Genomic DNA, 23,277 nt, shown 5'->3' with positions numbered 1-23,277 from the left:
AGCCCGGGCCGTTAGGTCCGGGCTTTTTGGTTTTGGGGGCTGTTCGATGGAATTTCGGGGCCGGTGCTTTGTGGCTCACCCCCACCCTCACTCCCTCCCCACAAGGGGGAGGGAAGCCTGCTCAGCGGCCGCTGACGCATCGGCGTGGCCTTGAAGGTCGAGTGGCAATGCCAGTGTTCATCGTCTCCCTCCCCCTTGTGCGGAGGGGATTAAGGGTGGGGGTATCGAGGGTTCCGCAAACACCTGGTTCGTGGATAGCTCGACACCCCCTCCCAGCTTTGCCAAGGCCCTGCGGGCCAGGCGCCGCTTCCCTCCCCTCAAGGGGGAGGGTGGGCCCGGCGGGTTTGGCCACAGATCGGCTACCGCCCGTAGGGATCCCAGCCGTTGGCCTGGAAGAGGGCGATGATGTAGCCGAAGGTGAAGGCGAAGGCGGTTTCGAAGGGGGCTTCGCCGTCGATATCGGGGACGTGGTCGGGCATGATCATGCAGTCGACGCCGACTTCCTTGTAAAGGCGCAGGGCGGCGGGCATGTCCATGTCGCCGGCGTCGGGGAATTCCTCGGTGAAGGAATAGCGGCCGCCCTTGATGTTGCGGAAATGGACGTTGAAGATCTTCTTGCGCTCTCCGAACCAGCGGATGATATCGCCGATTTCCTCGCGCGGATTGTCGAGGCTTTCGGCGACGGTGCCCTGGCAGAAATTGAGCCCGTGATAAGGGCTTTCGGCGATGGAGACGAATTTCTTGAGCCCTTCGGCGCTGCCCAGCACGCGCTCTTCCACGCCCTTGTAGCCGGGCGGGGTCAGCGGATCGTGCGGGTGGCAGGCCAGGCGCACCTTGCTGGCCTCGGCCACCGGCACGACGCGCTCGAGGAAATGGGTGATGCGCTCCCACATCTGGTCGGTACTCACCTGCCCTGCCCTGGTTGGCTTGTCGGCGTCGGTGACCTGGTCGGCGCGATAGGTGGAAAGCACGGCGCCGCCGCGGCCGCGTTCGGACGGGGTGCGGGGAATGCCCAGGATGTTGAAATTGTATTTGGCGGCCTTGATGCCGAGGCTGCCCAGCAGCTCGATGAGACGGCAGATGCCGTCGAGCTCGCGCTCGCGGTCAGGCTCCTGCCCCAGCACGATACCGGGCGAGCGGACCTTGTCGATGCCGGCGGAGGACAGCGGCAGTTGCACCATGTCGAGAACGAGGCCGGCGGCATCAATGCGGTCGATATGGCGGGCCAGGATGTCGCGCGTCCAGTCATAGGGGCTGCCGACCGGGTCGATGCAGACATGGACGATGCCGAGCTGGGCCAGTTGCCGCAGATAGCGATCGCCCACCTGTTCCAGCTTGTCACCGCTGAGCTGGGTGCCGATATACATGACTCGCCTCGTGTTTTATGATTTCTCAAAAGTTGTATGAAAGATTTTGCCATGCTACAAGAGGAATGCATGCTGCGCACCGCATAAGCGGCGCAAAAGCGGTGTCCGGCGGCTATCGCAGGATGACAGGTTCGACTAATTTACCCGAGTCCGCGCCTGTTCACACATGGTGGGAATTGGGTAACAGACTGTTAGCATCGACGCGTGCGATGTGCGGTCCAGACGAACGGCAAAACAGATGGCGGAAATCGAAGCATTGCGACTGACGGACCGGGTGAAGAACGGGCTGGTCCGCATGATTGCCGAGGATGGATTGCAGCCGGGCGACAAGCTGCCGCCATCGGACCGGCTGTGTGAACAGTTTTCCGTCAGTCGGACGGTGGTGCGCGAGGCGATCGCCAGCCTGAAAGCCGAGGGACGGTTGCGCTCGCTGCGCGGCAGCGGCGTCTATGTCAGCGAACCGCCCAAGCCGATGGGCGGCAGTACGATGTTCATGGAGGCACCGCAGGATATCGGCGACGTGCTGGACTTCATGGAATTCCGCATGAGCGTGGAAATCGAGGCGGCGGGGCTGGCGGCGGAACGGCGCACGGAGACCAACCTGCTGCGCATGGAACAGGCGATGAGCCAATTCGCGCGGCATCTGGAAGACAATACGATGGCGACCGACGCCGATCGCAGCTTTCACCGGGCCATTGCCGACGCCACCAACAATGCGCGGTTCCGCCTGTTCGTGGACGAAATGGGCGAGCGGCTCATTCCGCGCCGGGCGCTGGGCGCCAGCTTTACCGACGAGAAGGACAAGTCGGACTTTCTCGACACGATCCAGGCCGAGCATAGACGTATTTTCGACGCCATCAGCGACCGGCAGGCGAATGAGGCGCGGGTGGCGATGCGGCACCATCTGGAGGGTGGGCGCAGGCGCTATCGCGAGTGGAGCCTGGCGCATGAGCGGTAGAACGTCATGACGGGGGCCGAGATCGGTTTTCTGGTGCGCGAGCGCTTTGGCGTGGGGGAAAGCCCGGTCTGGGATGGGGACAATGGGCGGCTGTTGTGGTGCGATATTCCGGCAGGGGTGATCCATGCCGTGGAGATTGCCAGTGGTGCGCGGCGGCGCTGGGCGTTTGGCGAGCCGGTGCCCAGTTTCGGGCTGGCGCAAGGCGGACGGCTGGTGGTGGCGCTGCGCAATACCGTGGTGCTGTTCGACCCGGAGACGGGAGCGCGTGAGCTGGTGGCGCGGGTGGAGCATGCCAAGCCGGAGATGCGGCTCAATGACGGCAAGGTGGGGCCGGATGGCGCTTTCTGGGTCGGCAGCATGGATGGCAGCGGCGATGGTGCGCCGGCGGCGAAACTCCATCGCGTGGCGCCGGATGGCGCGGTGCACGTGGTGGCCGAGGGCATTGCCATTTCCAACGGGCTGGCGTGGAACGCGGCGGGGGACCGGCTGTATCATTCGGACTCGCGCGGGGAGATCTGGCTCGATTGCTGGGACTTCGACGCAGTGACCGGGGCGGTCAGCAAAAGGCGGCGATTGCGGGAGCATGACGAAGCGGCTGGGCGGCCGGATGGCGGGGCTTGCGACTTGGCTGGCGACTATTGGTCGGCGGGGCCATCGGCGGGGCGGCTCAACCGGTTTTCGGCCGAGGGGGAATTGCTCGACTGGGTGGATTTGCCGATCAAGACGCCGACCATGCCGTGTTTCGGGGATGCGGATATGCGGACGATTTATGTGACGAGCCTTGATTCCAAGGGGGACGAGGGACGCGACGGCGTGGCGCGGTTGCGGGTGGATGTGGCGGGGGTACCGGTGGGGCGGTTTGGGGCTTAGTTTCACGGCGCTGAGTTCGTGGAACCCTCGACACCCCCTCCCTAGCTTTGCCAAGGCCCTGCGGGCCAGGCGGCGCTACCCTCCCCTCAAGGGGGAGGGTGCGTTTTCGGACTCATGAGCGACCGTCCCTCTCCCCTTGTGGGAGGGGGGAAATCCGCGTCCAGCGGATTTCCGGGTGAGGGGTCTGCGCCATCCCATGCTTCAGTGCCGGTGGATGGCTCGTAGCCCCTCATCCGCCCTTCGGGCACCTTCTCCCACAAGGGGAGAAGGGAAAGAGACCGGCCCTAAGCGTCCAAAATGAACGCTCCCTCAAGGGGAGGGTGGGCAGGAGTGCGCTACCTAGCGTCGCGCCGGACCAAGGGCTCGGGGCTTAGGCGCCTTCCGATGCGGGCGCTGTGCCCGCCGACATGGGGCGGTTCAGCAGGGGCGCCATGAAGCGGTTTTCGCTGATGCGTTTCAGGGGGATGGTTTCGTGGCGGGCGAGGCCCCTGCCCGCGATGTGGCCCTGCTCGATCAGGTCGAGCATGGTGCAGAGATGGGCGGCCGAGGTGTGGCTGAGGGCCGTGACCGGAAACTGGCTGCGCATCGGCTCGTGGTAAATCTTGCGGACATAGGAGCGTTCGGCAGGCACACCCTGGTGGAAGCCGCGGACGCTGATGAAGATGACCACGACATCCTGAACCACATCGGGCACGCCGAAGCGCAGGACGGTGCGCAGCATGTCGCGGCGGCGCTTGAGGCCGAGGTCCTCGAAGAGGAAGCGCGCCAGGGTCAGGTGGCCGGGATAGCGGATGGTGCGGAAGCTGAGATTGCGCACCTTGTGCTGCAGCGCGGCGCAGAGGCTGCCCAGGCCACCGGCCGTGCTGAACGCTTCGTAGGGGCGGCCATTGAGCACGAAGCTCTCGTAATCCTGCAGGGGCGCGGTGCTGACCAGTTGGCCTTCGACAATGCCTTCGCAGAGACCAGTATATTCGGCGATGAGGCCATCGACATCCCAGGACAGGCCATAGCCGAAGCCGTTGGAGGGATGCACCGGCAGGCCGCCGACGCGGACCACCATGTCAATGGGCCCATCGAGCGCATCGACCAGTTCGGCGGCCAGATTGGCGACGAGGCCCGGTGACAGGCCGCAGCCGGGCAGGATGACCTTGCCGTGGTTGGCGGATGCCGCGAGGTCGCTGACCGGGGCAATGTCCTCGGCGGTATCGACATAGTGGACGCCGGCCTCGATGGCAGCGGCGGCAATGGCGGCGGCGAGGCGGGTGGGCGCGGCATTGACCACGATGTCGAAGCCGGCCAGGGCCTCGACGCAATCCTTGCGCCGGCTGGCATCGAGATGGCGGGTGCGGAAGCCGCGACGGGCGGCGTGGTCCAGGGCCTCGCGCGTTACATCGGCGATTTCGGCATCGTGGCCGGAGCCGGCCAGCAGGCCCGCGACTGCCAGGCCGATGCGGCCGCCGCCAATGATCAGGACCTTCATGGCATGCTCCGATCAGGCATTGAAGCGGCCGAGAAAGGCCTGCAGCCGCTCGCTGGCGGGGTGGCGGATGACGCTGTCGGCGGTGCCGAGTTCGGCGATAACGCCGCCATCGATGAAGGCGACACGGTCGGCCACATCGGCGGCGAAGGCCATTTCGTGGGTGACGATGGCCATGGTCATGCCGTCCTGCGCGAGGAGGCGGATGACCTGGAGCACTTCGCCGACAAGCTCAGGATCAAGCGCGCTGGTGACTTCGTCGAGCAGCAGCACATCGGGGCGCATGGCCAGGGCCCTGGCGATGGCGACGCGCTGTTTCTGGCCGCCGGAGAGGTGATTGGGATAGGCGTCGCGCTTATCGAGCAGGCCGACCTTGCCGAGCAGTTCCAGCGCCCGCGCCTCGACTTCGGCGCGCGGCTCCTTGAGCACCGCGACGGGACCTTCGCAGATATTCTGCATCACGGTCTTGTGGGGGAAGAGATTGAAGTGCTGGAACACCATGCCGACATGGCGGCGCAGCTCGCCGCAGCCGATATTGCCGTCGCGCGACTGGAAGCGGTTTTCGACGCGGCGGCCATTGTAGGCCATCTCGCCGGCCGTGGGGGTTTCGAGCAGGTTGAGGCAACGGATGAGCGTGGACTTGCCGGAGCCGGAGGGGCCGATAATGGCGAGGACTTCGCCGCGATGCAGGTCGAGATCGACGCCCTTGATCACGCGCAGCTTGTTGTAGCTCTTTTCGAGGCCCCTGACGGTCAGGATCGGTTCGGCGGCGTCGGTCATGGGGTTTCCTGAAATTGCGGCCATCAGTCACTCACCCGCATGCGATGTTCGACATAGTCGGCGGCCTGGGTCATGGGGAACAGAACCACGAAATAGAGCAGCGCGACGACGGTGAAGGCCTCCAATGGACGGTAGGTCTGTCCGTTGACGACGGCGGCCATGTAGGCCAGTTCGCCCACCGAGATCACCGAGATCAGCGAGGTGTTCTTGAACTGGATGACCGACTGATTGATGAAGGAGGGCAGCACCCGCTTGAAGGCCTGCGGGATGACGATGCGCCACATGACCTGGCGGTCGGACATGGCGATGGCCTTTGCCGCCTCGGTCTGCCCCTTGTCGATGGAGAGGATGCCGCCGCGGAAAATCTCGGAATAGAACGAGCCGGCATAGAGCGACAGCGTGAGCATCGCCGCGACATAGTTCTCGATGGTGATGCCGAGCAGCAGAGGCAGCGCGTAGTAGAACCACATGAGCTGCACCAGCAGCGGCGTGCAGCGGAACACTTCCTGATAGGCCCGCGCCAGCCCGCCGATGACCCGGAAGCGGGACAGCCGCCCGAAGCAGAGGATCAGGCCCAGCACGACGCCGATGATGATCGAGCCGACCGTATAGGCGAAGGTGAGCCACAGCCCCCAGGCGAACAGGTCCCAATATTGCAGGACGGCGCTGAAATCCCATTTGTACGGCATCACATATCCTTCAAGAAGTCAGCCGGGGCGAAGCCGCCCCGGCATTGCGGATCAGCCGCCGAGGTCGAAATTGTCGGGCAGGTCGTCGAGCCCGATCTCGAACGGCGACAGGCCGTTGACGATCCAGGTCTGGTTGTTGCCGACGCGGCGATTGTAGTCGGCCCAGGCCGAGATGAAGGACTTGAACTGCTCGTCGGCATTGTAGTTGATGCCGATGACCGAGGGCGAGGACAGCACCGGCTGGGGCACATAGACCTGGCCCAGGGCAGCGTTGCGCTTGACCATGACCACCGAGTTCAGGACGGTGTTGACGATGGCATCGGCCTTGCCGCTGGCCACGGCCAGGATGGCTTCGTCACGGGTCTTGAAGCGCAGCACATTGGCCTTGGGCAGGTATTGCTGGGTGATCAGATCCTGCGAAGAGCCCAGGTCCACCGCCAGGGTGACGGCGGGGTCATTGAGCGAAGCCCAGGTGGCCGAAGCGAATTCGGGCTTGGGCGAAACGATGACGAAGCTGTTGTAGTAGGTCGGGGCCGAGAACCAGATCGACAGGGCGCGGGACGGCAGGGCCGTGAGCGCCAGGGCGATGTCGGCCTTGCCCGACTGCACGTCGAGAATGGAATTGGCCCAGGTGCTCTCGACCACTTCGAGCTCGACGCCCAGGGTCTCGGCGATATCGCCGGCCATGTCGATGACGAAGCCGCGCCATTCGCCGGTGCGCGGGTCCTTGTTGAAATAGGGGTCTTCGTTGAGGATGGCGGGGACGCGCAGGACGCCGCGCTCCTTGATCTGGTCGATCGTGCTCTGCTGGGCGACGGCCGGCGCGGCGGCGACGCCCATCGCCACGCACGCGGCGGCGATTATCGTAATCAGTCGTTTCATCATCTTCTCCCTCTGATGGTGGTGGCAATGGTCATGGTGACCAACCTTCCGATATTCAGAGTGCAGGTGCGTCCGGGCTGCATCAATGCAAACGGACAGTCCGCACTTGTGGCATTTCTTGGAAGAGTCCGGGGTCATTTATTCGCCCCGGCGAACTCTTCCAATGCCGCGACCAGCGTGGTGCGGCTGGCCGGCGCGAGCGGGGCCAGCGGTGCACGCACGGTGCCCGCCATCTGGTGGCGCAGGGCCAGGGCTTCCTTTACAGGCACTGGATTGCCCTCGATGAACAAAGCCTTGGCGAGCGCGAAAATCCGATCATGTAGGGCCAAAGCGGTGGCGTGATCGCCGCGATGCCAGGCGGCGACAAGGGCCACCATTTCCTCGGGCGCGTAGTTGGAGACGACGCTGGTGACGCCCAGCGCGCCCAGTGACATGAAGGGCAGCGCCAGCGCGTCGTCACCGGAATGGAGGACGAAATCGGGGCCACAGGCGGCGCGCAGCTCGCTGATGCGCTCGGACCGGCCGCCGGCTTCCTTGATGCCGAATATATGGCGATGGCGGGCATGCAGGCGTGCGGCGGTTTCGGGCGCGATCTCGACGCCGCAGCGGCCGGGGACGCTGTAGAGCATGATGGGCAGGCCGGTGGCGGCGGCGACGGCGTCGTAGTGGCGTTCGAGTCCGGCCTGGCTGGGGCGGTTGTAATAGGGTGTGACGACCAGGCACCCATCGGCGCCGGCGGCTTCGCAGGCGCGGACCGCCTCGGCGGCGTGCTCGGTGCTGTTGGAGCCGGCACCGGCCAGTACGAAGGCGCGGCTGGCGGACAGCTTGACTGTGCGGGCGACCAGAGCGGCGGCTTCGTCGGGCGAGAGGGTGGCGGCTTCGCCTGTGGTGCCGACCGGGACGAGGCCCTTGACACCGGCGGCAAGCTGCAATTCGACCAGGCGGTCGAAGGCCGGGTAGTCGATGCCGTTTTCATCGAAGGGCGTCACCAGGGCGGTGAAGACGCCGGTGAAGGCGGGGCTCAAGTTCATTGTCGCGGCCTTTGCAGCAAGGGGTCAGAGGTCGAAGGCGTCGTAGCGGCCGGGGCCGAGGCCGGATTCGACCAGTTGAATGGCAGCAGCCAGCGCGCCACGGGCATAGGCGGCGATGGTCTGCACCGAGAAGGTGAAACGCATTTCGGAATCGCCGAGGTCGAAGCGCACCTCGTTGATGCCGACCGTGTCGCCGACACGATGGACGTGGATTTCCGGCTCGGGAGGGCTGGCACCCGCGGCGGCCTGTGCATCGCGCAGGGTGCGCGCCAGCAGGAGCGAGGTGCCCGAGGGCGCGCGCTTCTTGCGGCGGTGATAGGTTTCCTCGATCGAAACCCGGGCGCCCGGATGAGCCGCGGCAAACTGGCGAGCATTGCGGGCGAACTCGGTGAAGCCCAAGGCGAAATTGGCGCCTGTCAGGATGGGGCGATAGCGGGCGGCAGCCTGGATTTCGGCCAGGTCGGCCTCGGCAAAGCCGGTGGTGCCGATGACAATGGGCACGGGACGCTGGCCGGCCATGCGCTGCAGGTAGAGGCTGCCTGATGGCGAGGAGAAATCGATGATGGCATCGCAATGGGCGTTGATGGCGGCTTCGGCCGGCCGGTATTCGACAACGGTATTGCCGACCTGACGGCCGATCCACGGGGAACCGGGCGACACATGGGCGGCGGCCAATTCGAGGCCCGGATCGGTGAGGATGGCTTCGACCAGGCGGGTGCCGACCCGGCCGGAGGCGCCGAAAACTGCAATGCGCATTGTAATCCTCCTCCCTAGTCGATGACGACTTTGGTTTCGCTCATTTCGCGCAGGGCGATGCGAACGCCTTCACGGCCAAGCCCGCTGCCCTTGATGCCGCCGAAGGGGACGTGTTCGGCGCGGAAATCGGGGCCTTCATTGATCATCACGCCGCCGACGCGGAGTTCGCGCGAGAAGCGTTTGAGCACGGCGTGGTCGTTGCTGAAGACGCCGGCCTGCAGGCCATGGGCGCCGGCATTGACCTCGGCAATGGCGGCGCCGACATCGGTGAAGCGGCGAACGGAAATGACCGGGCCGAAGGTTTCCTGGGCGAAGAGATCGCTATCGGGCGGCACATCGGCGAGGACTGATGGCGCCAGCATGGCGCCCTGCCCCGTGCCGCCGACCAGCAGCCGGGCGCCGGAGGCGGTGGCGGCTTCGATGCGGGTGCGGACCTGGGCGGCGGATTGGGTATCGATGACCGGGCCCATCTGTATGGCGGGATCAAGCGGGTCGCCGTGGCGGATGGCCTTTGCGGCCTCAACCAGCGCGTCGAGCATGGCGTCGTGGATATCGGCGTGAAGATAGAGCTTCTTGACGGCGGCGCAGCTCTGGCCGGCGATCTCGTAGCGCTGGGCGATGGCGGTGGCTATCGCGGATGGCAGGTCGGCATCGGGCATGACGAAGAGCGGGTCATTGCCGCCCAGCTCCATGAGGCAGCGGACCAGGCCGGCGGCATTCTTGAGGGCGAGGCCGGCGGCGGGACCGCCGGTGAAGCTCAGGAGGTCGATGGGGGCGCGGGCCAGGGCGATCGCCTCGGCGGCGGCGCCATGCACGACCTGGAACAGACCGGGCGGGAAGCCGGATTCCATGGCGAGCTCGGCCAGGCGCTGGGCGGCGAGCGGCGCCTTGGGCGAGGGTTTGGCCACCACGGCATTGCCGGCGGCGATGGCGGGGCCGAGCTTGTGGCACAGCAGATTGAGCGGATAGTTGAAGGGCGTGATGGCGCCGACGACGCCTGTCGGTTCATAGGTGATGACGGCCTGGCGGTTGGCGCCGCCGGCGACGATGCCGCAATGGAGCACTTCGCCATCGAGGAAGGTGGCGGCATCGCCCGAGAGGCGCAGGGTATTCTGGGCGCGACGGACTTCGTTGCGGGCCTCGGCAATGGTCTTGCCGACTTCGGCACAGATGAGCTGGGCCAGGGATTCCGCTTCGCCGGCAATCGCAGCAGCCAGGGCGTCGAGCAGGTCGCGGCGCTGGGCAGGCGTGGAGAAGGCGAATTCGACCTGCGCGGCATGAGCGCGGCGCACGGCAGCGAGGATGGCATCGGCACTGGCCGGCTGGACGCGGCCGACCACGCGCCCGTCATAGGGCGAGGTGATTTCGATGCGATCGGGGGCGGGCTGGAGGCGTTGGGACAGTGGGGACACGGCACTCACTCTGGCGGACTGGACGGGGGAAGCGTGACGAAGGCAGCTATCGGCACGGGCTTGACCGGCCAGCGGGTGCCGACGATTTCGGAGACGTGCGGGGCTTCGCCGCCGCGCTGGCTGGCGACAAACGAGGTGACGAATTCAGCGCAGAAGCGGCCCTGGCAGGCGCCCATGCCGAAGCGGCCATTGAGCTTGATCTCGCGGGCGGAGACCGGATCGCCTGAGGCCAGCAGGGCGCGAAGCTGGCCGAGGGTTCGCCCCTCGCAGCGGCAGATCACCGTGTCATCGGGGAGCTGGGCGGGGTCGGTGCCGGCATAGTCGTAGAGCGTATTGAGGGCCGATTGGGCCTGGCGCTCGCGGGCGAGGATTGTGGCGGGGGCGTTGTCGGCGGGGGCGGCCTGGCCGAGATGAGCGAGGACGGCGCGGGCGGCGAGGCGACCATCGGCAATGGCGGCGACACCGCCCAGAATTTCGCGGCAATCGCCGGCACGGACGGTGAAAGGACCGTTGGGCGTGGACGCTGTGCCGTTGCCGTTGGGCAGGAGGCCGTCGTGCAGGGCAACGCGATCGACGACGAGCGTCTGTTGCAGCCCGGCATGGGTAGCGATGGTGACCGAGAGGCGGCCTTCGGCGGTGGGGGCGATGGCACGGATGATGGCGTGGCGCGGCCGCAGGCCTGATCGGGCCAGGGTCAACAAGTAACCGGCAGCTTCCCAGAGATAGGCCGGGGCGCGCAGCAGGTTGGCAATGACAGGCAGGGAAACGGGACTGGTGCTGCGCTCCAAAACGGCGATTGGTGGCTTGCCGAGGGCGGCCAATTGCGCGGCTACGGCAACCAGCAGCGGGCCGGAACCGGCGAGCAGAATATCGCCCGCCGGGGCGGCGCCGGTGGCTTTCAGCATCATCTGCAAGCCGCCGGCGGTGATGACGCCGGGCAATTGCCAGCCAGGTATTGGCGTGACCCGCTCGACAGCGCCCAGGGCCAGCACGAGTGCGGCGGGGCGGCGGGTGACGAGGCGGGCATTAACGCGATCTTCGAGCAGGACGGCGCCGCTGCCTTCGATGCCGGCGAATATGTGGCGGCAGAGGATTTCGATATTGCTGGCGGCGAGTTCCGCCGAGAGGGAATGCCAGCGGCGCTTTTGTGCGCGGGGCACGCGTAGAGGCCGGGCGGGATCGTCGGGCTGGCGGTGGATGGCGCCGCCGAGGCGCGGCCCTTGCTCGCAGAGCGTGACCCGGAGGCCGGCGCGGGCCAGTTCGAGCGCGGCGGATATGCCGGCCGGGCCGCCGCCGATGACGAGGACTTCGGCGCTCATGGCGACACCGGCGCGATGCGGGTGACGCGGAGCCCTGATCGGGCCGGAGTGAGGCAGGCTTCCATGCCGATGCCGTCGACCGCGACGATGCAGGCCTGGCAGGCGCCGATGCCGCAGAAATAGCGGCCGGCGCTGCTGCCCTGGCCGGCGCCGAAGCTGCGAATGCCCGACCGGTCGAGAGCCATGGCGATGGTTTCATTGGCGGCGAAGGGGATGGCGACGCCGTCGAAGAGGAAAGTCTGGCCGCTCATGCCGCCTCCGCCAGGGTCAGGCCGAAGCGGGCGGCGTCGAGGGGGGCGATGTCCTGTTCGGGGGACTGGCCGCAGATCATCTGCTGGCACAGGCGCCCCATCATGGGGCCGAGGCAGATGCCGTCGCCCTCGAAGCCGGTGGCGATCCAGACATTGTCGGCGCCATGGACGCGGCCGACGATGGGCATGCCGTCGCTGGTGGCGGCGCGCAGGCCGGCAAAGACCCGGATGACGCGCAATTGCGCCAGGGAGGGCGCCAGCGCCACGGCATCGCGGAGGAGGCTGGCGACGATGGCGGCGTCGGCGGTGTCGCGGTCGTCCCGGTCTTCGCGCGAGCCGCCGATGAGGAACTGGCCGGTGCGCAAAGGATCGATGACGAGGCCGAGAGATCGGGCTTCGGGGGTTGCGTCGGCGGGCTGGCTGCCCTTGCTGACGAGGTAGCGGCAGGACATCAGCGGGCCGGGGAAATGCGGGGCATCGCTGCCGGCGCGATCGGTAACGATCAACTGACCCTTGCGTGGGCGGATGAGGTCGGCCCCGGCGAGGAAATGCGTGGAGCCGAGACCGGCCGCGAGCAGCACGGCATCGACGGGTTCAGTGCCGTGGGCGGTGATAACGCCGGTGACGCGACCATTGGCCATGTGGAGGCCGGAGATGGGGCAATTGCGCCTGATGACGAAGCCGCCGAGCTGGCGCAGGCGCTCGACAACGCGGTAGCCGACGGCATGACCTTCGCCCTGCACTTCCACGGCGGCAATGGCAGACGGGGCCGCCGCGCCGATGGTTTGCGCCAAAGCAGCGCCCTTGAGCAGGCGGATCGGGACGCCGGCGGCCTCCAGCTCGGCGGCGTGGCGTTCGAGCACGGCCAGCTCTTCGGAGTCCGAGGCGACCACGAAGGTGGAGCGGGGAAGGTATTCGTCGAGCAGGATGCCGGTTTCGGTGAGGTGTTCGTAGAATTTGACCGCGGCCACCGCCAGGGTCATCAGCGGACCGGGCTTCTTGCTGGCGACCGAGACGGCGCCATCGGCCGAACCGGTGGCGCCCGAGGCCAGGACGCCGGAATCATAGACGGTCACCTGCCAGCCGGCGCGGGAGAGGAAATGGGCCGCCGACATGCCGACAATGCCGGCGCCGACAATGGCGACGGCACCTGGTGAACGGGGAAAAACGCTTGCTGGCTGAGGCATTTCGCGGACGCTGGTGAACCTGGGTCCATGCACAATGGAGTGCGCGTGCCGAAAGCGTCGATACAAATGAAACGGGGGTGAAGCGCAGCATTTTTGTAGACCTTTCGGCCTGCCGTCGCTTGTTCGGCTGACCGCGGGCTCTATGATCAGGCGCAGGAGCCCCCAGCCCATGGCAGAAATCAATCTCACGCTGATCCAGACCTTTTACCTCGTGGCGAGGCATGGGTCTTATTCGGCGGCAGCACGCGAAATGAACCTGAGTTATCAGTCGGCCGCCAACCATGTGCGCCGGCTGGAGCAGGTGATGCATGAGCGACTGGTGGAATCCGACCAGGGTGCCAAGAAAATCCGGCTGACGCCGCGCGGCGTGGCGCTCTACAACCTGCTGCATCCGGAGCTGGAAATCATGCTGGAGCGGCTGTCGCTGGTGGTGGCGAGCCAGCGCCCGGTGCTGCGGATCGGGCTGCCGCAGGCGATTTTCTATTACCTGCTGCCGGCGGTGCTGGCGCAGTTCCATGCCAAGTTTCCCAATGTCGAGGTGATCGCCTATGAGCGCGACACGTCGCTGGCCGAGCTGGTGAAGAATGGGAGCCTGGATGTCTGCATCAACGAGCGGTTCTTCGGCGATCCGGTGGTGCCGCAGAGCCTGCTGGGGACCTATCACCTGAACCTGGTCTATCCACGCAGTTGGGGCCCCCCGCCCCGGCCGGCCGATATTCCGCAATGGTCGCGCGGGCGGCCGCTGGTGACCTATGAGCCGGGACAGACATTGCGCAATATGGCCATGGACTTCCTGGCCAAGGGCGGCGGGCAGACCGAGGCTTCCACCTCGACCTCGGGCAGTTCGAGCGTCAAGAAATGCGTGGAGAGCGGGCTGGGCTTTGCCATCATCCCGGCCTGGTGCGTGGAGCCGGAGGACGAGGGGCTGGTGCAGGTCAAGATCGACGTGCTGCCGCCGGTGAAGGTTTATTTCGGGCAGGCGCTGTTCATGGCCAAGAATGTCTATGTGCAGGCGCTGCAGGAACAATGCCGGGTGAGCCTGGTCGGGTCGGCACTCGAAGCGTCTTAGACACCGGCAGTTGATTGTATCAAAAATACTGATAGACAATACGGCCGTAGTATAGCGCCCCGGAACGCCGTTGCCATGAGCCGTAATTTCCTAGTCGTGGACCCCGAAGAGGGCATCGAGGTTCTCAAGGGGCTGGCCTCGCCGATACGGGTGAAAATCCTCAAATTGCTGCATGTGCAGGGAGCGATGAACGGCAATGACATTGCCGAGAAACTCGGCCTGCCGCAGTCGACGGTGTCGACCAATATCCAGATCCTGGAAGGGGCCGGGCTGATCCGCACCGAGACGCAGAAGGCGCGCAAGGGCAACCAGAAGATCTGCCATTCGACATTCGACGAAGTGCTTGTGATGTTCAAGGAAGACATCAAGCCGCTGCAGTCGAACACGATCGAGGTGGCCATGCCGCTGGGGCTTTATACAAGCTGCGAAGTATCGGCGCCGTGCGGGCTGTGTTCGACCGACGGGATCATCGGGCTGCTCGACGTGCCGGATACATTTCTCGACCCGGACCGGATGAAAGCCGGACTGATCTGGTTCACCCGGGGGTATGTGGAATACCAGTTTCCCAACAATGCCAAGCTGAGCCAGAACAAGATCGAGGCCATGGAATTTTCCATGGAGCTGAGCAGCGAAGTGCCGGGCACCTCGGCGGACTGGCCGAGCGATATTACGCTGTCGGTCAATGGCACGGAAATCGGCACCTGGACCAGCCCCGGGGATTTCGGGGACAAGCGCGGGGTCTATACGCCGGACTGGTGGAAGCTCAAGGGCAGCCAATATGGCAAGCTCAAGAGCTGGCGGGTGACGACTGACGGCACCTATGTCGACGGGATGAAGATTTCGCCGATCTCGCTCGTGGATCTGGACCTGGCCAATCACCATTCGATCCGGTTGCGGATCGGGGTAAAGGATGAGGCTAAACATCCGGGGGGGCATCAATATTTTCGGGCGCGGCTTCGGGAATTACGATCAGGAAATTATCATGCGGCTGCAGACGGAGCGGTAGGGATTCCTTAGGAGGTGGCCATTGGTGGCCCGCAGCATTACCCCCTCCCTAGCTCTGCTACGGCCCTTCGGACCTAGCAACGCTACCCTCCCCTCAAGGGGAGGGTGAGCAGGAGCCGATAGGCTTGCGGACGTCCGCCACAAAAATCATATTTATTGCCGCCCTGCCCCTTGCGCGATCCGAGCGGCCTCGTTTACAACGGGGCAACTGATATAAATCAGAAAATCGGGATTGGAGGACAAAGTGAAGGCTTCGGTCGTCGCGCATAAGGATTTCACGGTCAGCAAGATCGACGATCGGGTCTATGGGGCCTTTCTCGAGCATCTGGGCCGGGCCATTTACGAGGGCATTTATGAACCTGACCATCCCAGCGCCGACAAGGACGGGATGCGGGGCGACGTAGCCAAGCTGGTCAAGGACCTCAATATACCCGTGGTGCGCTATCCCGGGGGTAACTTTGTTTCGGCCTATAACTGGGAAGACGGCATCGGGCCGCGGGACAAGCGCCCTACCCGCCTGGACCTGGCCTGGCACACGTCCGAGAGCAATGCAGTGGGCGTGCATGAGTTTGCGGACTGGTGCGCCACGGTCGGCACCGAGATGATGCTGGCTGTCAATCTGGGGTCGCGCGGCGTCGACGAGGCGCGGAACTTCCTCGAATATGTCAACCATCCCGGTGGCAGCTATTGGAGCGATTTGCGTATCAAGAACGGCCGCAAGGCGCCGTGGAATGTGCGCATGTGGTGCCTGGGCAACGAGATGGACGGGCCCTGGCAGGTCGGCCACAAGGATGCGGCGGAATATGGCAAGCTGGCCGCCAATACGGCGCGGGCCATGCGCATGTTCGACAGCAAGCTGGAGCTGATCGTCTGCGGGTCATCCAATTCGGACATGGCGAGCTATCCCGACTGGGAACGCATCGTGCTGGAGCATACCTATGATCATGTCGATCATATCAGCCTGCACATGTATTTCGCCAATCGCGAGAAAAACACGGCCAACTACCTGGCGCTGAACCACAAACTGGATCGCTATATAGAGACGGTGGCGTCCACCATCTTGCAGGTGAAGGCCAAGCGGAAGAGCAGGCGCGACGTCTACATTTCGTTCGATGAATGGAATGTCTGGTACCATTCCAACAAGCAGGATCGGGCCATCCTCGATGGCAATGGCGGCTGGCCGCATGCGCCGGGGCTGCTGGAAGACATCTACAATTTCGAAGACGTGCTGATGGTGGGGCTGATCCTCAACACGTTCATCCGCCGTTCGGATGTGGTGAAGATCGCCTGCATCGCGCAGCTGGTGAATGTGATCGCCCCGATCATGACGGAAAAGGGCGGACCGGCCTGGGCGCAGACGATCTACTATCCGTATTATTTCGCCTCGATCCATGGGCGGGGTACGGCGTTGAATCTCATCGTCAATTCGCCTGGTTATGACAGCGTGCACCAGGACAATACGCCCTATGTGGACGTGTCGGGGGTGCACAATGAGGAGGAAGGGGTGCTGAGCTTTTTCCTCGTCAACCGGCATGGGACGGAGGCTGCCGATGTCGAGGTGAGCCTGCAGGGGTTTGCTGAGGGCCAGGTGATCGACCATCAGGTGATGGTGCATGACAATCTGGAGGCGGTGAATACGGCGCGGAACCAGACGGAAGTGGCGCCGCGCAAGGGCTCGGGCGCGAAAGCCGAGGGTGGCGTGCTGAGTGTGCGGCTGCCGGCTTATTCGTATCAGATGGTGCGGGTGAGGGTTGGCTGATGCTGGGTTTGCGGAGGATTCGACACCCCCCTTCCTGCTCGATTTAACGGACTTAGCTGACGCTAAGTCCTATCTCGCTTCCCTCCCCTCAAGGGGGAGGGTGGGCTCCGTGGGTTGGGCAAGATGTTGCCATGTCCGCGGAGTGCCCTTCTCCCCTTGCGGGAGAAGGTGCCCGGAGGGCGGATGAGGGGGCTTCTTTCGCGGGCATTGGACTCGCGGAGAGAACCCCTCACCCGTAATTTCTTCTGGACGAAGAAATTACCCCCTCTCCCGCAAGGGGCGAGGGGTGGCTCCACTCGGCGAGGGCATCGAGCTTTCGCGTTCACGCACGGCTCGAATTCGTTAGCGGACTGTTAGCGTTGACGCGGTGAACGCGTGAAAGGGCGTACCCGAATGGGTACGCCTTTTGCATTGTGTATCATGTTATCAGATTTATATCATGATGTGCGTTGACAACCCGTTAGGGGTGGTTAAGTATGATTTATGATGGCGCTGGAGGGCGCCGTGGATCGGTGTGCGGGAGGCATGCCGGCAAGGGAGGATACAAATGGATAGACGTGGTTTCCTGCTCGGGACGACGGCAATCGGCGCGCTGCTCGCGGCCGGCACCAGCCTGGCTTTTGCCCAGGACGATGCGGCAACACCGCCACTGACCGATTTTCCGCGGAACGAGACGCTGATCATCAACAACCCCGAAAACCCCTCGACCAACCCGTCGAATTTCAACATGTGGGTGGCCGGCAATGGCTCCTCGTGGTCGAACGGGCTGCACCAACTGGTGCTCGATACGCTGTGGTTCATCGACCCCGACAATGGGCTGGACGGCTCGATGTATAACGAGCTGGCGACCGGGCCCTGGGAGTATAATGCCGACTTCACCGAAATGGTGGTGAAGCTGCGGCAGGGGATAATGTGGAGCGACGGGGTGGAATTCACCGCCGCCGACGTCAAATACACGGTGGAAACCCAGATCGCCAATCCGGGCATGGTGTGGAGCGCCCCGTTCGCCGACGCTATCGAAAGTGTCGATACGCCCGACGACTACACGGTGCATTTCAAGCTCAAGAAGCCCAATGCGCGCTTCCATTCGCTGTTCACGGTGCGCTGGAACGGCGCCTGGATCATGCCCAAGCATATCTTCGAGCAGCAGGCCGATGTGAAGGCATTCGACTTCAACCCGCCGGTGGGCCTGGGGCCCTATACGCTCAACTCGTTCGACCCCAATGGCGGGTGGTATATCTGGGAGAAGCGAGCGGACTGGGACAAGACCGCCATGGCCGAATGGGGCGAGCCGGCGCCGAAATTCGTCATCTACCGCTCCATTCCCAACAATGACAAACGCCTGATCGAGATGGTCAACGGCGATCTCGACATGATCCATGACCTGTCGCCGGAAGGCATGTTCGCCCTGGCCAACCAGGACCCGACGGCGCGGGGCTGGTTCCCGGGCTTCCCCTACGCCCACCCCGACCCGACGCTGCCCATGGTGATCTTCAACACCCAGAACCCCATGTTCCAGGACAACAGGGTGCGCTGGGCGCTGGCGTTGATGCTCGATCCGCTGGAAATGTCGATGGCGTCATATCGCGGCGCGGCCACGCTGTCGGCCATCGCCATGCCGCCGACCGGCACGCATACCGACGACTATCACGGTCCGCTGCAGGACTACCTGATCGGCTATGAGCTCAATACGGGCAAGCAGACGATCAAGCCCTATGACCCCACTGTCGGCCAGCGCATTGCCGACATGGTTCGCCCGCAATTCGGCGAGTCCGTGCCGACTGAGGAAGCGGCGATCCACAAATCGTTCGGCTTCGGCTGGTGGAAGCAGGACCTGGCGGCGGCCGGGGAATTGCTGGAAGCGGCCGGCTTCACCAAGCAGGGCGACCAGTGGATCATGGCGGACGGGCAGCCGTTCAAATTCACGCTCAAGACCTTCCCCGACGGCGTCATCAACCGGCTGGGCACCGATATCGCCCAGCAATGGGCACGGGCCGGCGTGCAGGCAACGGCGGAGACGGTGCCCGATATTTTCGGCAATGAACTGCCGCTGGGCGACTACGAGGCGGCGATGGGCTGGTCGATCGAGACCTGGGGCGGCAACCCCGACCTGTCCTTCTTCCTCGATAGCTGGCATTCGGACTATGTGGCCGAGCCCGGCGAACGCCAGACGGCGCGCAACTGGCAGCGCTGGAGCAATCCGAAACTCGACGAGATCATCGAGACGATGCGGGTGACCGAGTTCACCGATCACGATGCCAATGTGGCGCTGGGCAATGACTTCATCAAGCTGATGGTGGACGAGATGCCTGTGATCCCGGTCATGTCGTTCAACGTGTTCTCGGCCTATGACACCCGCTACTGGACCGGGTTCCCGACGGCCGAGGCGAACCCCTATGCCAATATCGTCAACAACTGGGCCAACTCGAAATACATCCTGACCCAGCTGAAGCCCGCCGGTTAATCGTTCACCTCCCGAGCCCCGGGCGTCCGGCTTCGGCCGGGCGCCTGACCAGAGGAATCTGCGGACAATGAAGGCCTATTTCTTCTTCGCCCTGAAACGGCTGATCCAGCTCATCTGCGTGATCTTTGCCGGCTGCTCCATCGCCTTTTTCGTCTCGCATCTCTCGCCCATCAGCCCGGTGGAATCGATCATCGGGCGGGTCAGCGGACAATCGAGCTATAGCCCGGAAGCCATCGAGAACCTGCGCGCGGCGCTGACCGAAATGTTCGGGCTCGACGTGCCGCTGCACGAGCAATATTTCAATTTCCTGCGCCGGCTGGCGGTGGGCGATTTCGGGCCATCGCTGCTGGCGTTTCCCCGCCCGGCGATCGAGCTGGTCATGCTGGCTTTGCCCTGGACATTCGGGCTGCTGACGGTATCGACCCTGCTGACCTGGCTGATCGGCAATGTCGCGGGGGGCCTGGCCGGCTATTACCAGAATTCGCGGCTGCTCAAGGCGCTGGGGATCCTGGCCATAGCCATCCAGCCCATCCCTTATTACATCGTGGCCTTCATGATGGTCATCATCTTCGGCTTCTTCTGGCCGGTGCTGCCGATCAGCGGGGGCTTTGCCATGAATGTGCGGCAGGCCTGGACGCCGGAATTCGTGCTGTCGGTGCTGCATTATGCCATCCTGCCGGCGGCATCGCTGACCATTGTGGGCATCGGCACCTGGTTCCTGGGCATGCGGGCGCTGGTGTCCAATATCGTGACCGAGGACTATGTGACCTTCGCCGAACTGGGCGGGGTGAAGCGCAACCGGATCGTGTTTTCCTATGTGATGCGCAATGCCATGGTGCCCCAGCTCACCTCGCTGGCGATGACGCTGGGCGCCATCTTTTCCGGCACGATCATCACCGAGCAGGTGTTCAGTTATCCGGGGCTGGGGAGCCTGTTGGTGACCGCGGTCAATCGCGGTGACTCCGCCACCACGTTGGCCGTGTCCTGCATCGCTGTCATCGCGGTGGCCAGCGCCATCTTCATCATCGACCTGCTGCATCCGCTGGTCGACCCACGCGTACGGGCGGAGTAGCCGATGTTTGCCGTTTTCCGGGACCTCATCCGCTACAATGTGGAATTCGCCATCGGCGCCGTGCTGGTGACTGTGATCGTCATCTTCGCCGGCCTGAGCTTTTTCTCGCCGGTCGACCCGACGCAGATCTATCTCGCCATTCCCGACCAGCCGCCCGGCGCCCAATACTGGTTCGGCACCAATTCGCGCGGCCAGGACATGTTCTGGCAACTCAGCTTCGCCTTCCGCAATACGCTGATTTTCGGGCTGACCGTGGCGCTGATCTCGCGCGTCATCTCGATCGTGGTGGGGCTGGCGGCGGGGTATATGGGGGGCTGGGTGGACCGGGTGCTGATGTTCATCAACGACATCTTCGTCGCCATCCCGATCTTTCCCATCCTGATCCTGTTCTATTTCGTGCTGCGGAGCAATCTCAACGGGTTCACGCTGGCGCTGGCCATGGCCTGCTTCGGCTGGCCCTATGATGCGCGGCTGATCCGGTCGGTGACGCTCGGGCTGCGGCATCGGGAATTCACGCGGCAGGCGGTGTTTGCCGGCATGTCGCCAATGAAGATCATGCTGGAGGAGCACCTGCCCTATGTGATGCCGATCGTGTTCGCCACGACCATGGCCAACATGATCTGGTCGATCGGGCTGGAGGTGACGCTGGCCGTGCTGGGCTTCACCAATATCAATATCCCCACAGTGGGCACGACGCTTTACTGGGCCAACAACCACTCGGCCATGGTGGTGGGGACGTGGTGGTGGATCCTGATCCCCGTCATCATCGTGGTGCTGCTGTTTATCGGGCTTTTCCTGCTGGCGGTGTCGCTCAACGAATATATCGACCCGCGCAGCCGGCTGCGGAGGATGGGGGCATGACCGAAGATCTGCTCAAGGTCGAGGGCCTCAAGGCTTATTACCAGATGAACTATTTCGGGGTGAGCCGGGAGGTTCGGGCGGTGGATGACATCACCATGTCGATCCGGCGCAACGAAATCTACGGCATTGCCGGGGAGAGCTCGTCGGGCAAGACGAGCTTCATCAAGGTGCTGGCGGCGGCGATACGGCCGCCGATGCGGATCGTCGACGGGTCGGCGAAATATGCATTCAAGGGGCTTGATGTGGATGTGGCGACGGCCACGCCGGAGCAGATCGAGGCGATGCGGTGGAAGCATCTGAGTTACATCATGCAGGGCTCGATGAGCGTGCTCAATCCGCTGCGGCGGATCGGGCGGACTTTTGAGGATTTCGCGGCGCGGCCGCTGGGACTGCGCGGCGCGGCGTTCAAGCAGAGGGTGATCGGGCATCTGGAGCGGCTGAAACTGCCGGCGGATGTGCTCAATGCCTATCCGCATGAACTCAGCGGCGGCATGCGGCAGCGGGTGACGATCGGGCTGGCGACGGTGTGCCACCCCGAATTCATCATCGCAGACGAGCCGACCACGGCGCTGGACGTGGTGGTGCAGAAGGAAGTGCTGGGGCTGATCCGGGAAATCCAGCAGGATATGGGGTCGTCCGTCGTCTTCGTGACGCATGACATGAGCGTGCATGCCAACATGACCGACCGGGTGGGCATCATCTATGCCGGGCGGCTGGTGGAGGAAGGGCCGACGCGGCAGATGTTCTTTGCGCCCAAGCATCCTTACACCGCGCATCTGGTGGCGAGCCTGCCGCGGATCGGGGATACGGCGCAACGCCCGGCGCTGGAGGGGCGGCCACCCAACCTGGCAGAGCCGCCGGCCGGATGCCGGTTCCATCCAAGGTGTCCGCTGGCGGTGGACAAATGCCGGAGCGAGGTGCCGCCGCTGGTTAGCGTGGCCAATGACCATCGCAGCGCCTGCTGGCGTTCGGACGATGTGGCGCCGCTGGTGGCACCGCAGCAGACGGTGATGGCATGAGCACGTTGCTGGATGTGCGCGATGTATCCAAGCGCTTCACCATGGGTGGGCTGCTGAGCCATCGCAGCGTGGCGGCAGTGCAGGAGGCGAGCCTGTCGCTGAGCGCCGAGACGCCGGAGATTTTCACCATTATCGGGGAGAGCGGCTCGGGCAAGACGACGCTGGCGCGGATGATTTTGGGGCTGGAAACGCCGACATCGGGGGAAATCAGCTTTCGCGGCAAGACGGTGAGCCATCGGGTGAGCCGGGCGGAGCGGCTGGATTTCATGGCCAATGTGCAGCCGGTATTCCAGAACCCGTTCGAGGCGTTCAATCCGCTCAAGCGGATCGACCGGTATCTGGAGGCGACGGCGGCGCGGTTTCTGAAGCTCACGCAAAGGGACGAGCTCGACGGGGCGATGGATGGGGCGCTGCAGAAGGTGGGGCTGAGCCTTGCCGAAGTGCGGGGACGGTATCCGCATGAATTGAGTGGGGGGCAATTGCAGAGGGCGGCCATTGCGCGGGCGCTGATCCCCAATCCGCCGCTGCTGGTGGCGGACGAGCCGGTCAGCATGGTGGATGCGTCGCTCAGGATGAGCATCGTCAACCTGCTCAAGAGCCTGAGGGACGATTTCGGGGTTTCGGTCATCTACATCACGCATGACCTGGCGACGGCCTATTACATTTCCAACCGGCTGATCATCATGCAGCGCGGGCGGATCGTGGAAATGGGCGATGCGCGGACGGTGCTGGATAATCCGGAGCATCCGTATTCGCGGCTGTTGAAGGCGAGCGTGCTGTCGACCGAGGATGCCGGGGACGGGAAGCTGGCGACGGACCCTGGCATGGTGGCGCTGGCGGGGGATTTGGTGGGGAGGGCCGGACGACTGGTGGAGCGGGGGGATGGGCGGATGGTGCGGGTTTATTGAAGTTGTGCCACGCCCTCGTGGTTCGAGGCTCGTGAAGAACTCGCACCTCACCATGAGGGCTACTCTTGGCTCGGTATTCCAACAGCCCTCATGGTGAGGTGGGAGCATAGCGACCCTCGAACCACGAGGGCGTGCCGCCAT

The 23,277-nt window shown here is 64.3% G+C and carries 20 protein-coding genes and 1 pseudogene; 10 read left to right on the top strand and 11 right to left on the bottom strand.

Annotated elements, in window-relative coordinates; genetic code table 11:
- Positions 1-359: 359 nt before the first annotated feature.
- Entirely contained in the window at positions 360-1,367 is a 1,008-nt protein-coding gene (locus tag FPZ08_RS02730) for a mannonate dehydratase (protein WP_146288561.1), read from the bottom strand.
- 238 nt (positions 1,368-1,605) lie between these two features.
- Here FPZ08_RS02730 and FPZ08_RS02725 point away from each other — a divergent pair, with 238 nt between their 5' ends.
- Together FPZ08_RS02725 and FPZ08_RS02720 are read left to right on the top strand one after the other, a co-directional pair.
- Positions 1,606-2,325, top strand: a complete 720-nt coding sequence (locus FPZ08_RS02725) for a FadR/GntR family transcriptional regulator (protein WP_146288560.1) — start codon at positions 1,606-1,608, stop codon at positions 2,323-2,325.
- 6 nt (positions 2,326-2,331) lie between these two features.
- On the top strand, positions 2,332-3,195 hold the full coding sequence (locus FPZ08_RS02720; protein ID WP_146288559.1) for an SMP-30/gluconolactonase/LRE family protein: 864 nt from the start codon (positions 2,332-2,334) through the stop codon (positions 3,193-3,195).
- A gap of 370 nt (positions 3,196-3,565) precedes the next feature.
- Here FPZ08_RS02720 and FPZ08_RS02715 read toward each other — a convergent pair whose 3' ends face one another.
- From FPZ08_RS02715 to FPZ08_RS02670, 10 genes are all read right to left on the bottom strand, one after another.
- Positions 3,566-4,675 (bottom strand): saccharopine dehydrogenase family protein, encoded by a 1,110-nt coding sequence (locus FPZ08_RS02715; protein WP_146288558.1) that lies wholly within the window; start codon positions 4,673-4,675, stop codon positions 3,566-3,568.
- Between the two features lie 12 nt (positions 4,676-4,687).
- On the bottom strand, positions 4,688-5,452 hold the full coding sequence (locus FPZ08_RS02710) for an amino acid ABC transporter ATP-binding protein (protein WP_186767183.1): 765 nt from the start codon (positions 5,450-5,452) through the stop codon (positions 4,688-4,690).
- 23 nt (positions 5,453-5,475) lie between these two features.
- Positions 5,476-6,141, bottom strand: a complete 666-nt coding sequence (locus tag FPZ08_RS02705; RefSeq protein ID WP_146288557.1) for an amino acid ABC transporter permease — start codon at positions 6,139-6,141, stop codon at positions 5,476-5,478.
- Between the two features lie 51 nt (positions 6,142-6,192).
- The gene (locus tag FPZ08_RS02700) at positions 6,193-7,023 is read right to left on the bottom strand and encodes a transporter substrate-binding domain-containing protein (protein WP_246132785.1); all 831 of its coding nucleotides are present in this window, start codon (positions 7,021-7,023) and stop codon (positions 6,193-6,195) included.
- 134 nt (positions 7,024-7,157) lie between these two features.
- A complete protein-coding gene (gene dapA, locus FPZ08_RS02695; RefSeq protein ID WP_146288556.1) occupies positions 7,158-8,054 on the bottom strand; it encodes a 4-hydroxy-tetrahydrodipicolinate synthase in 897 nt (298 codons plus the stop codon).
- Positions 8,055-8,078: 24 nt separating this feature from the next.
- Positions 8,079-8,810 (bottom strand): 4-hydroxy-tetrahydrodipicolinate reductase, encoded by a 732-nt coding sequence (locus tag FPZ08_RS02690; RefSeq protein ID WP_146288555.1) that lies wholly within the window; start codon positions 8,808-8,810, stop codon positions 8,079-8,081.
- 14 nt (positions 8,811-8,824) lie between these two features.
- Positions 8,825-10,222: an aldehyde dehydrogenase family protein gene (locus tag FPZ08_RS02685; protein WP_210246848.1), complete on the bottom strand. Its 1,398-nt coding sequence runs from the start codon at positions 10,220-10,222 to the stop codon at positions 8,825-8,827.
- A 5-nt stretch (positions 10,223-10,227) separates the two neighbouring features.
- Complete coding sequence (locus FPZ08_RS02680; protein WP_146288554.1) at positions 10,228-11,541, bottom strand: FAD-dependent oxidoreductase; 1,314 nt, start codon at positions 11,539-11,541, stop codon at positions 10,228-10,230.
- Entirely contained in the window at positions 11,538-11,792 is a 255-nt protein-coding gene (locus FPZ08_RS02675) for a 2Fe-2S iron-sulfur cluster-binding protein (RefSeq protein ID WP_146288553.1), read from the bottom strand. The genes FPZ08_RS02680 and FPZ08_RS02675 overlap by 4 nt, the downstream gene beginning before the upstream one ends.
- The gene (locus FPZ08_RS02670) at positions 11,789-12,979 is read right to left on the bottom strand and encodes an NAD(P)/FAD-dependent oxidoreductase (protein ID WP_146288552.1); all 1,191 of its coding nucleotides are present in this window, start codon (positions 12,977-12,979) and stop codon (positions 11,789-11,791) included. The genes FPZ08_RS02675 and FPZ08_RS02670 overlap by 4 nt, the downstream gene beginning before the upstream one ends.
- A 169-nt stretch (positions 12,980-13,148) precedes the next feature.
- Here FPZ08_RS02670 and FPZ08_RS02665 point away from each other — a divergent pair, with 169 nt between their 5' ends.
- From FPZ08_RS02665 to FPZ08_RS02630, 8 genes and pseudogenes are all read left to right on the top strand, one after another.
- On the top strand, positions 13,149-14,048 hold the full coding sequence (locus FPZ08_RS02665; RefSeq protein WP_146288551.1) for a LysR family transcriptional regulator: 900 nt from the start codon (positions 13,149-13,151) through the stop codon (positions 14,046-14,048).
- Between the two features lie 75 nt (positions 14,049-14,123).
- A pseudogene (locus tag FPZ08_RS02660) lies at positions 14,124-15,054 on the top strand (ArsR/SmtB family transcription factor).
- Between the two features lie 243 nt (positions 15,055-15,297).
- Positions 15,298-16,812 carry an arabinosylfuranosidase ArfA gene (gene arfA / locus FPZ08_RS02655; protein WP_146288550.1) on the top strand — a complete coding sequence of 505 codons (1,515 nt, stop codon included), beginning with the start codon at positions 15,298-15,300 and terminating at the stop codon, positions 16,810-16,812.
- Positions 16,813-17,359: 547 nt separating this feature from the next.
- Positions 17,360-19,276 carry an ABC transporter substrate-binding protein gene (locus tag FPZ08_RS02650; RefSeq protein WP_146288549.1) on the top strand — a complete coding sequence of 639 codons (1,917 nt, stop codon included), beginning with the start codon at positions 17,360-17,362 and terminating at the stop codon, positions 19,274-19,276.
- Between the two features lie 67 nt (positions 19,277-19,343).
- Positions 19,344-20,348: an ABC transporter permease gene (locus tag FPZ08_RS02645; protein ID WP_146288548.1), complete on the top strand. Its 1,005-nt coding sequence runs from the start codon at positions 19,344-19,346 to the stop codon at positions 20,346-20,348.
- Positions 20,349-20,351: 3 nt separating this feature from the next.
- On the top strand, positions 20,352-21,209 hold the full coding sequence (locus tag FPZ08_RS02640; protein WP_146288547.1) for an ABC transporter permease: 858 nt from the start codon (positions 20,352-20,354) through the stop codon (positions 21,207-21,209).
- Positions 21,206-22,228 carry an ABC transporter ATP-binding protein gene (locus FPZ08_RS02635; RefSeq protein ID WP_146288546.1) on the top strand — a complete coding sequence of 341 codons (1,023 nt, stop codon included), beginning with the start codon at positions 21,206-21,208 and terminating at the stop codon, positions 22,226-22,228. Before FPZ08_RS02640 ends, FPZ08_RS02635 begins: the two co-directional genes overlap by 4 nt.
- Positions 22,225-23,136, top strand: a complete 912-nt coding sequence (locus FPZ08_RS02630; protein ID WP_146288545.1) for an ABC transporter ATP-binding protein — start codon at positions 22,225-22,227, stop codon at positions 23,134-23,136. The genes FPZ08_RS02635 and FPZ08_RS02630 overlap by 4 nt, the downstream gene beginning before the upstream one ends.
- The last annotated feature ends 141 nt before the right edge of the window (positions 23,137-23,277 follow it).

This window comes from Devosia ginsengisoli (assembly GCF_007859655.1).
In the GTDB taxonomy this organism is placed as follows: Bacteria; Pseudomonadota; Alphaproteobacteria; order Rhizobiales; family Devosiaceae; genus Devosia; species Devosia ginsengisoli.
This window is presented reverse-complemented; position numbering and strand designations above follow the sequence as displayed.

Bases quoted from the DNA above. Each gene is read 5' to 3' on its own strand.
- FPZ08_RS02725 (WP_146288560.1), top strand. From the start codon at position 1,606: ATGGCGGAAATCGAAGCATTGCGACTGACGGACCGGGTGAAGAACGGG.
- FPZ08_RS02630 (WP_146288545.1), top strand. From the start codon at position 22,225: ATGAGCACGTTGCTGGATGTGCGCGATGTATCCAAGCGCTTCACCATG.
- FPZ08_RS02690 (WP_146288555.1), bottom strand. From the start codon at position 8,810: ATGCGCATTGCAGTTTTCGGCGCCTCCGGCCGGGTCGGCACCCGCCTG.
- dapA (WP_146288556.1), bottom strand. From the start codon at position 8,054: ATGAACTTGAGCCCCGCCTTCACCGGCGTCTTCACCGCCCTGGTGACG.
- FPZ08_RS02720 (WP_146288559.1), top strand. From the start codon at position 2,332: ATGACGGGGGCCGAGATCGGTTTTCTGGTGCGCGAGCGCTTTGGCGTG.
- FPZ08_RS02665 (WP_146288551.1), top strand. From the start codon at position 13,149: ATGGCAGAAATCAATCTCACGCTGATCCAGACCTTTTACCTCGTGGCG.
- FPZ08_RS02700 (WP_246132785.1), bottom strand. From the start codon at position 7,023: ATGAAACGACTGATTACGATAATCGCCGCCGCGTGCGTGGCGATGGGC.
- FPZ08_RS02635 (WP_146288546.1), top strand. From the start codon at position 21,206: ATGACCGAAGATCTGCTCAAGGTCGAGGGCCTCAAGGCTTATTACCAG.
- FPZ08_RS02680 (WP_146288554.1), bottom strand. From the start codon at position 11,541: ATGAGCGCCGAAGTCCTCGTCATCGGCGGCGGCCCGGCCGGCATATCC.
- FPZ08_RS02650 (WP_146288549.1), top strand. From the start codon at position 17,360: ATGGATAGACGTGGTTTCCTGCTCGGGACGACGGCAATCGGCGCGCTG.
- FPZ08_RS02705 (WP_146288557.1), bottom strand. From the start codon at position 6,141: ATGCCGTACAAATGGGATTTCAGCGCCGTCCTGCAATATTGGGACCTG.
- FPZ08_RS02710 (WP_186767183.1), bottom strand. From the start codon at position 5,452: ATGACCGACGCCGCCGAACCGATCCTGACCGTCAGGGGCCTCGAAAAG.
- FPZ08_RS02730 (WP_146288561.1), bottom strand. From the start codon at position 1,367: ATGTATATCGGCACCCAGCTCAGCGGTGACAAGCTGGAACAGGTGGGC.
- FPZ08_RS02715 (WP_146288558.1), bottom strand. From the start codon at position 4,675: ATGAAGGTCCTGATCATTGGCGGCGGCCGCATCGGCCTGGCAGTCGCG.
- FPZ08_RS02670 (WP_146288552.1), bottom strand. From the start codon at position 12,979: ATGCCTCAGCCAGCAAGCGTTTTTCCCCGTTCACCAGGTGCCGTCGCC.
- FPZ08_RS02640 (WP_146288547.1), top strand. From the start codon at position 20,352: ATGTTTGCCGTTTTCCGGGACCTCATCCGCTACAATGTGGAATTCGCC.
- FPZ08_RS02675 (WP_146288553.1), bottom strand. From the start codon at position 11,792: ATGAGCGGCCAGACTTTCCTCTTCGACGGCGTCGCCATCCCCTTCGCC.
- FPZ08_RS02645 (WP_146288548.1), top strand. From the start codon at position 19,344: ATGAAGGCCTATTTCTTCTTCGCCCTGAAACGGCTGATCCAGCTCATC.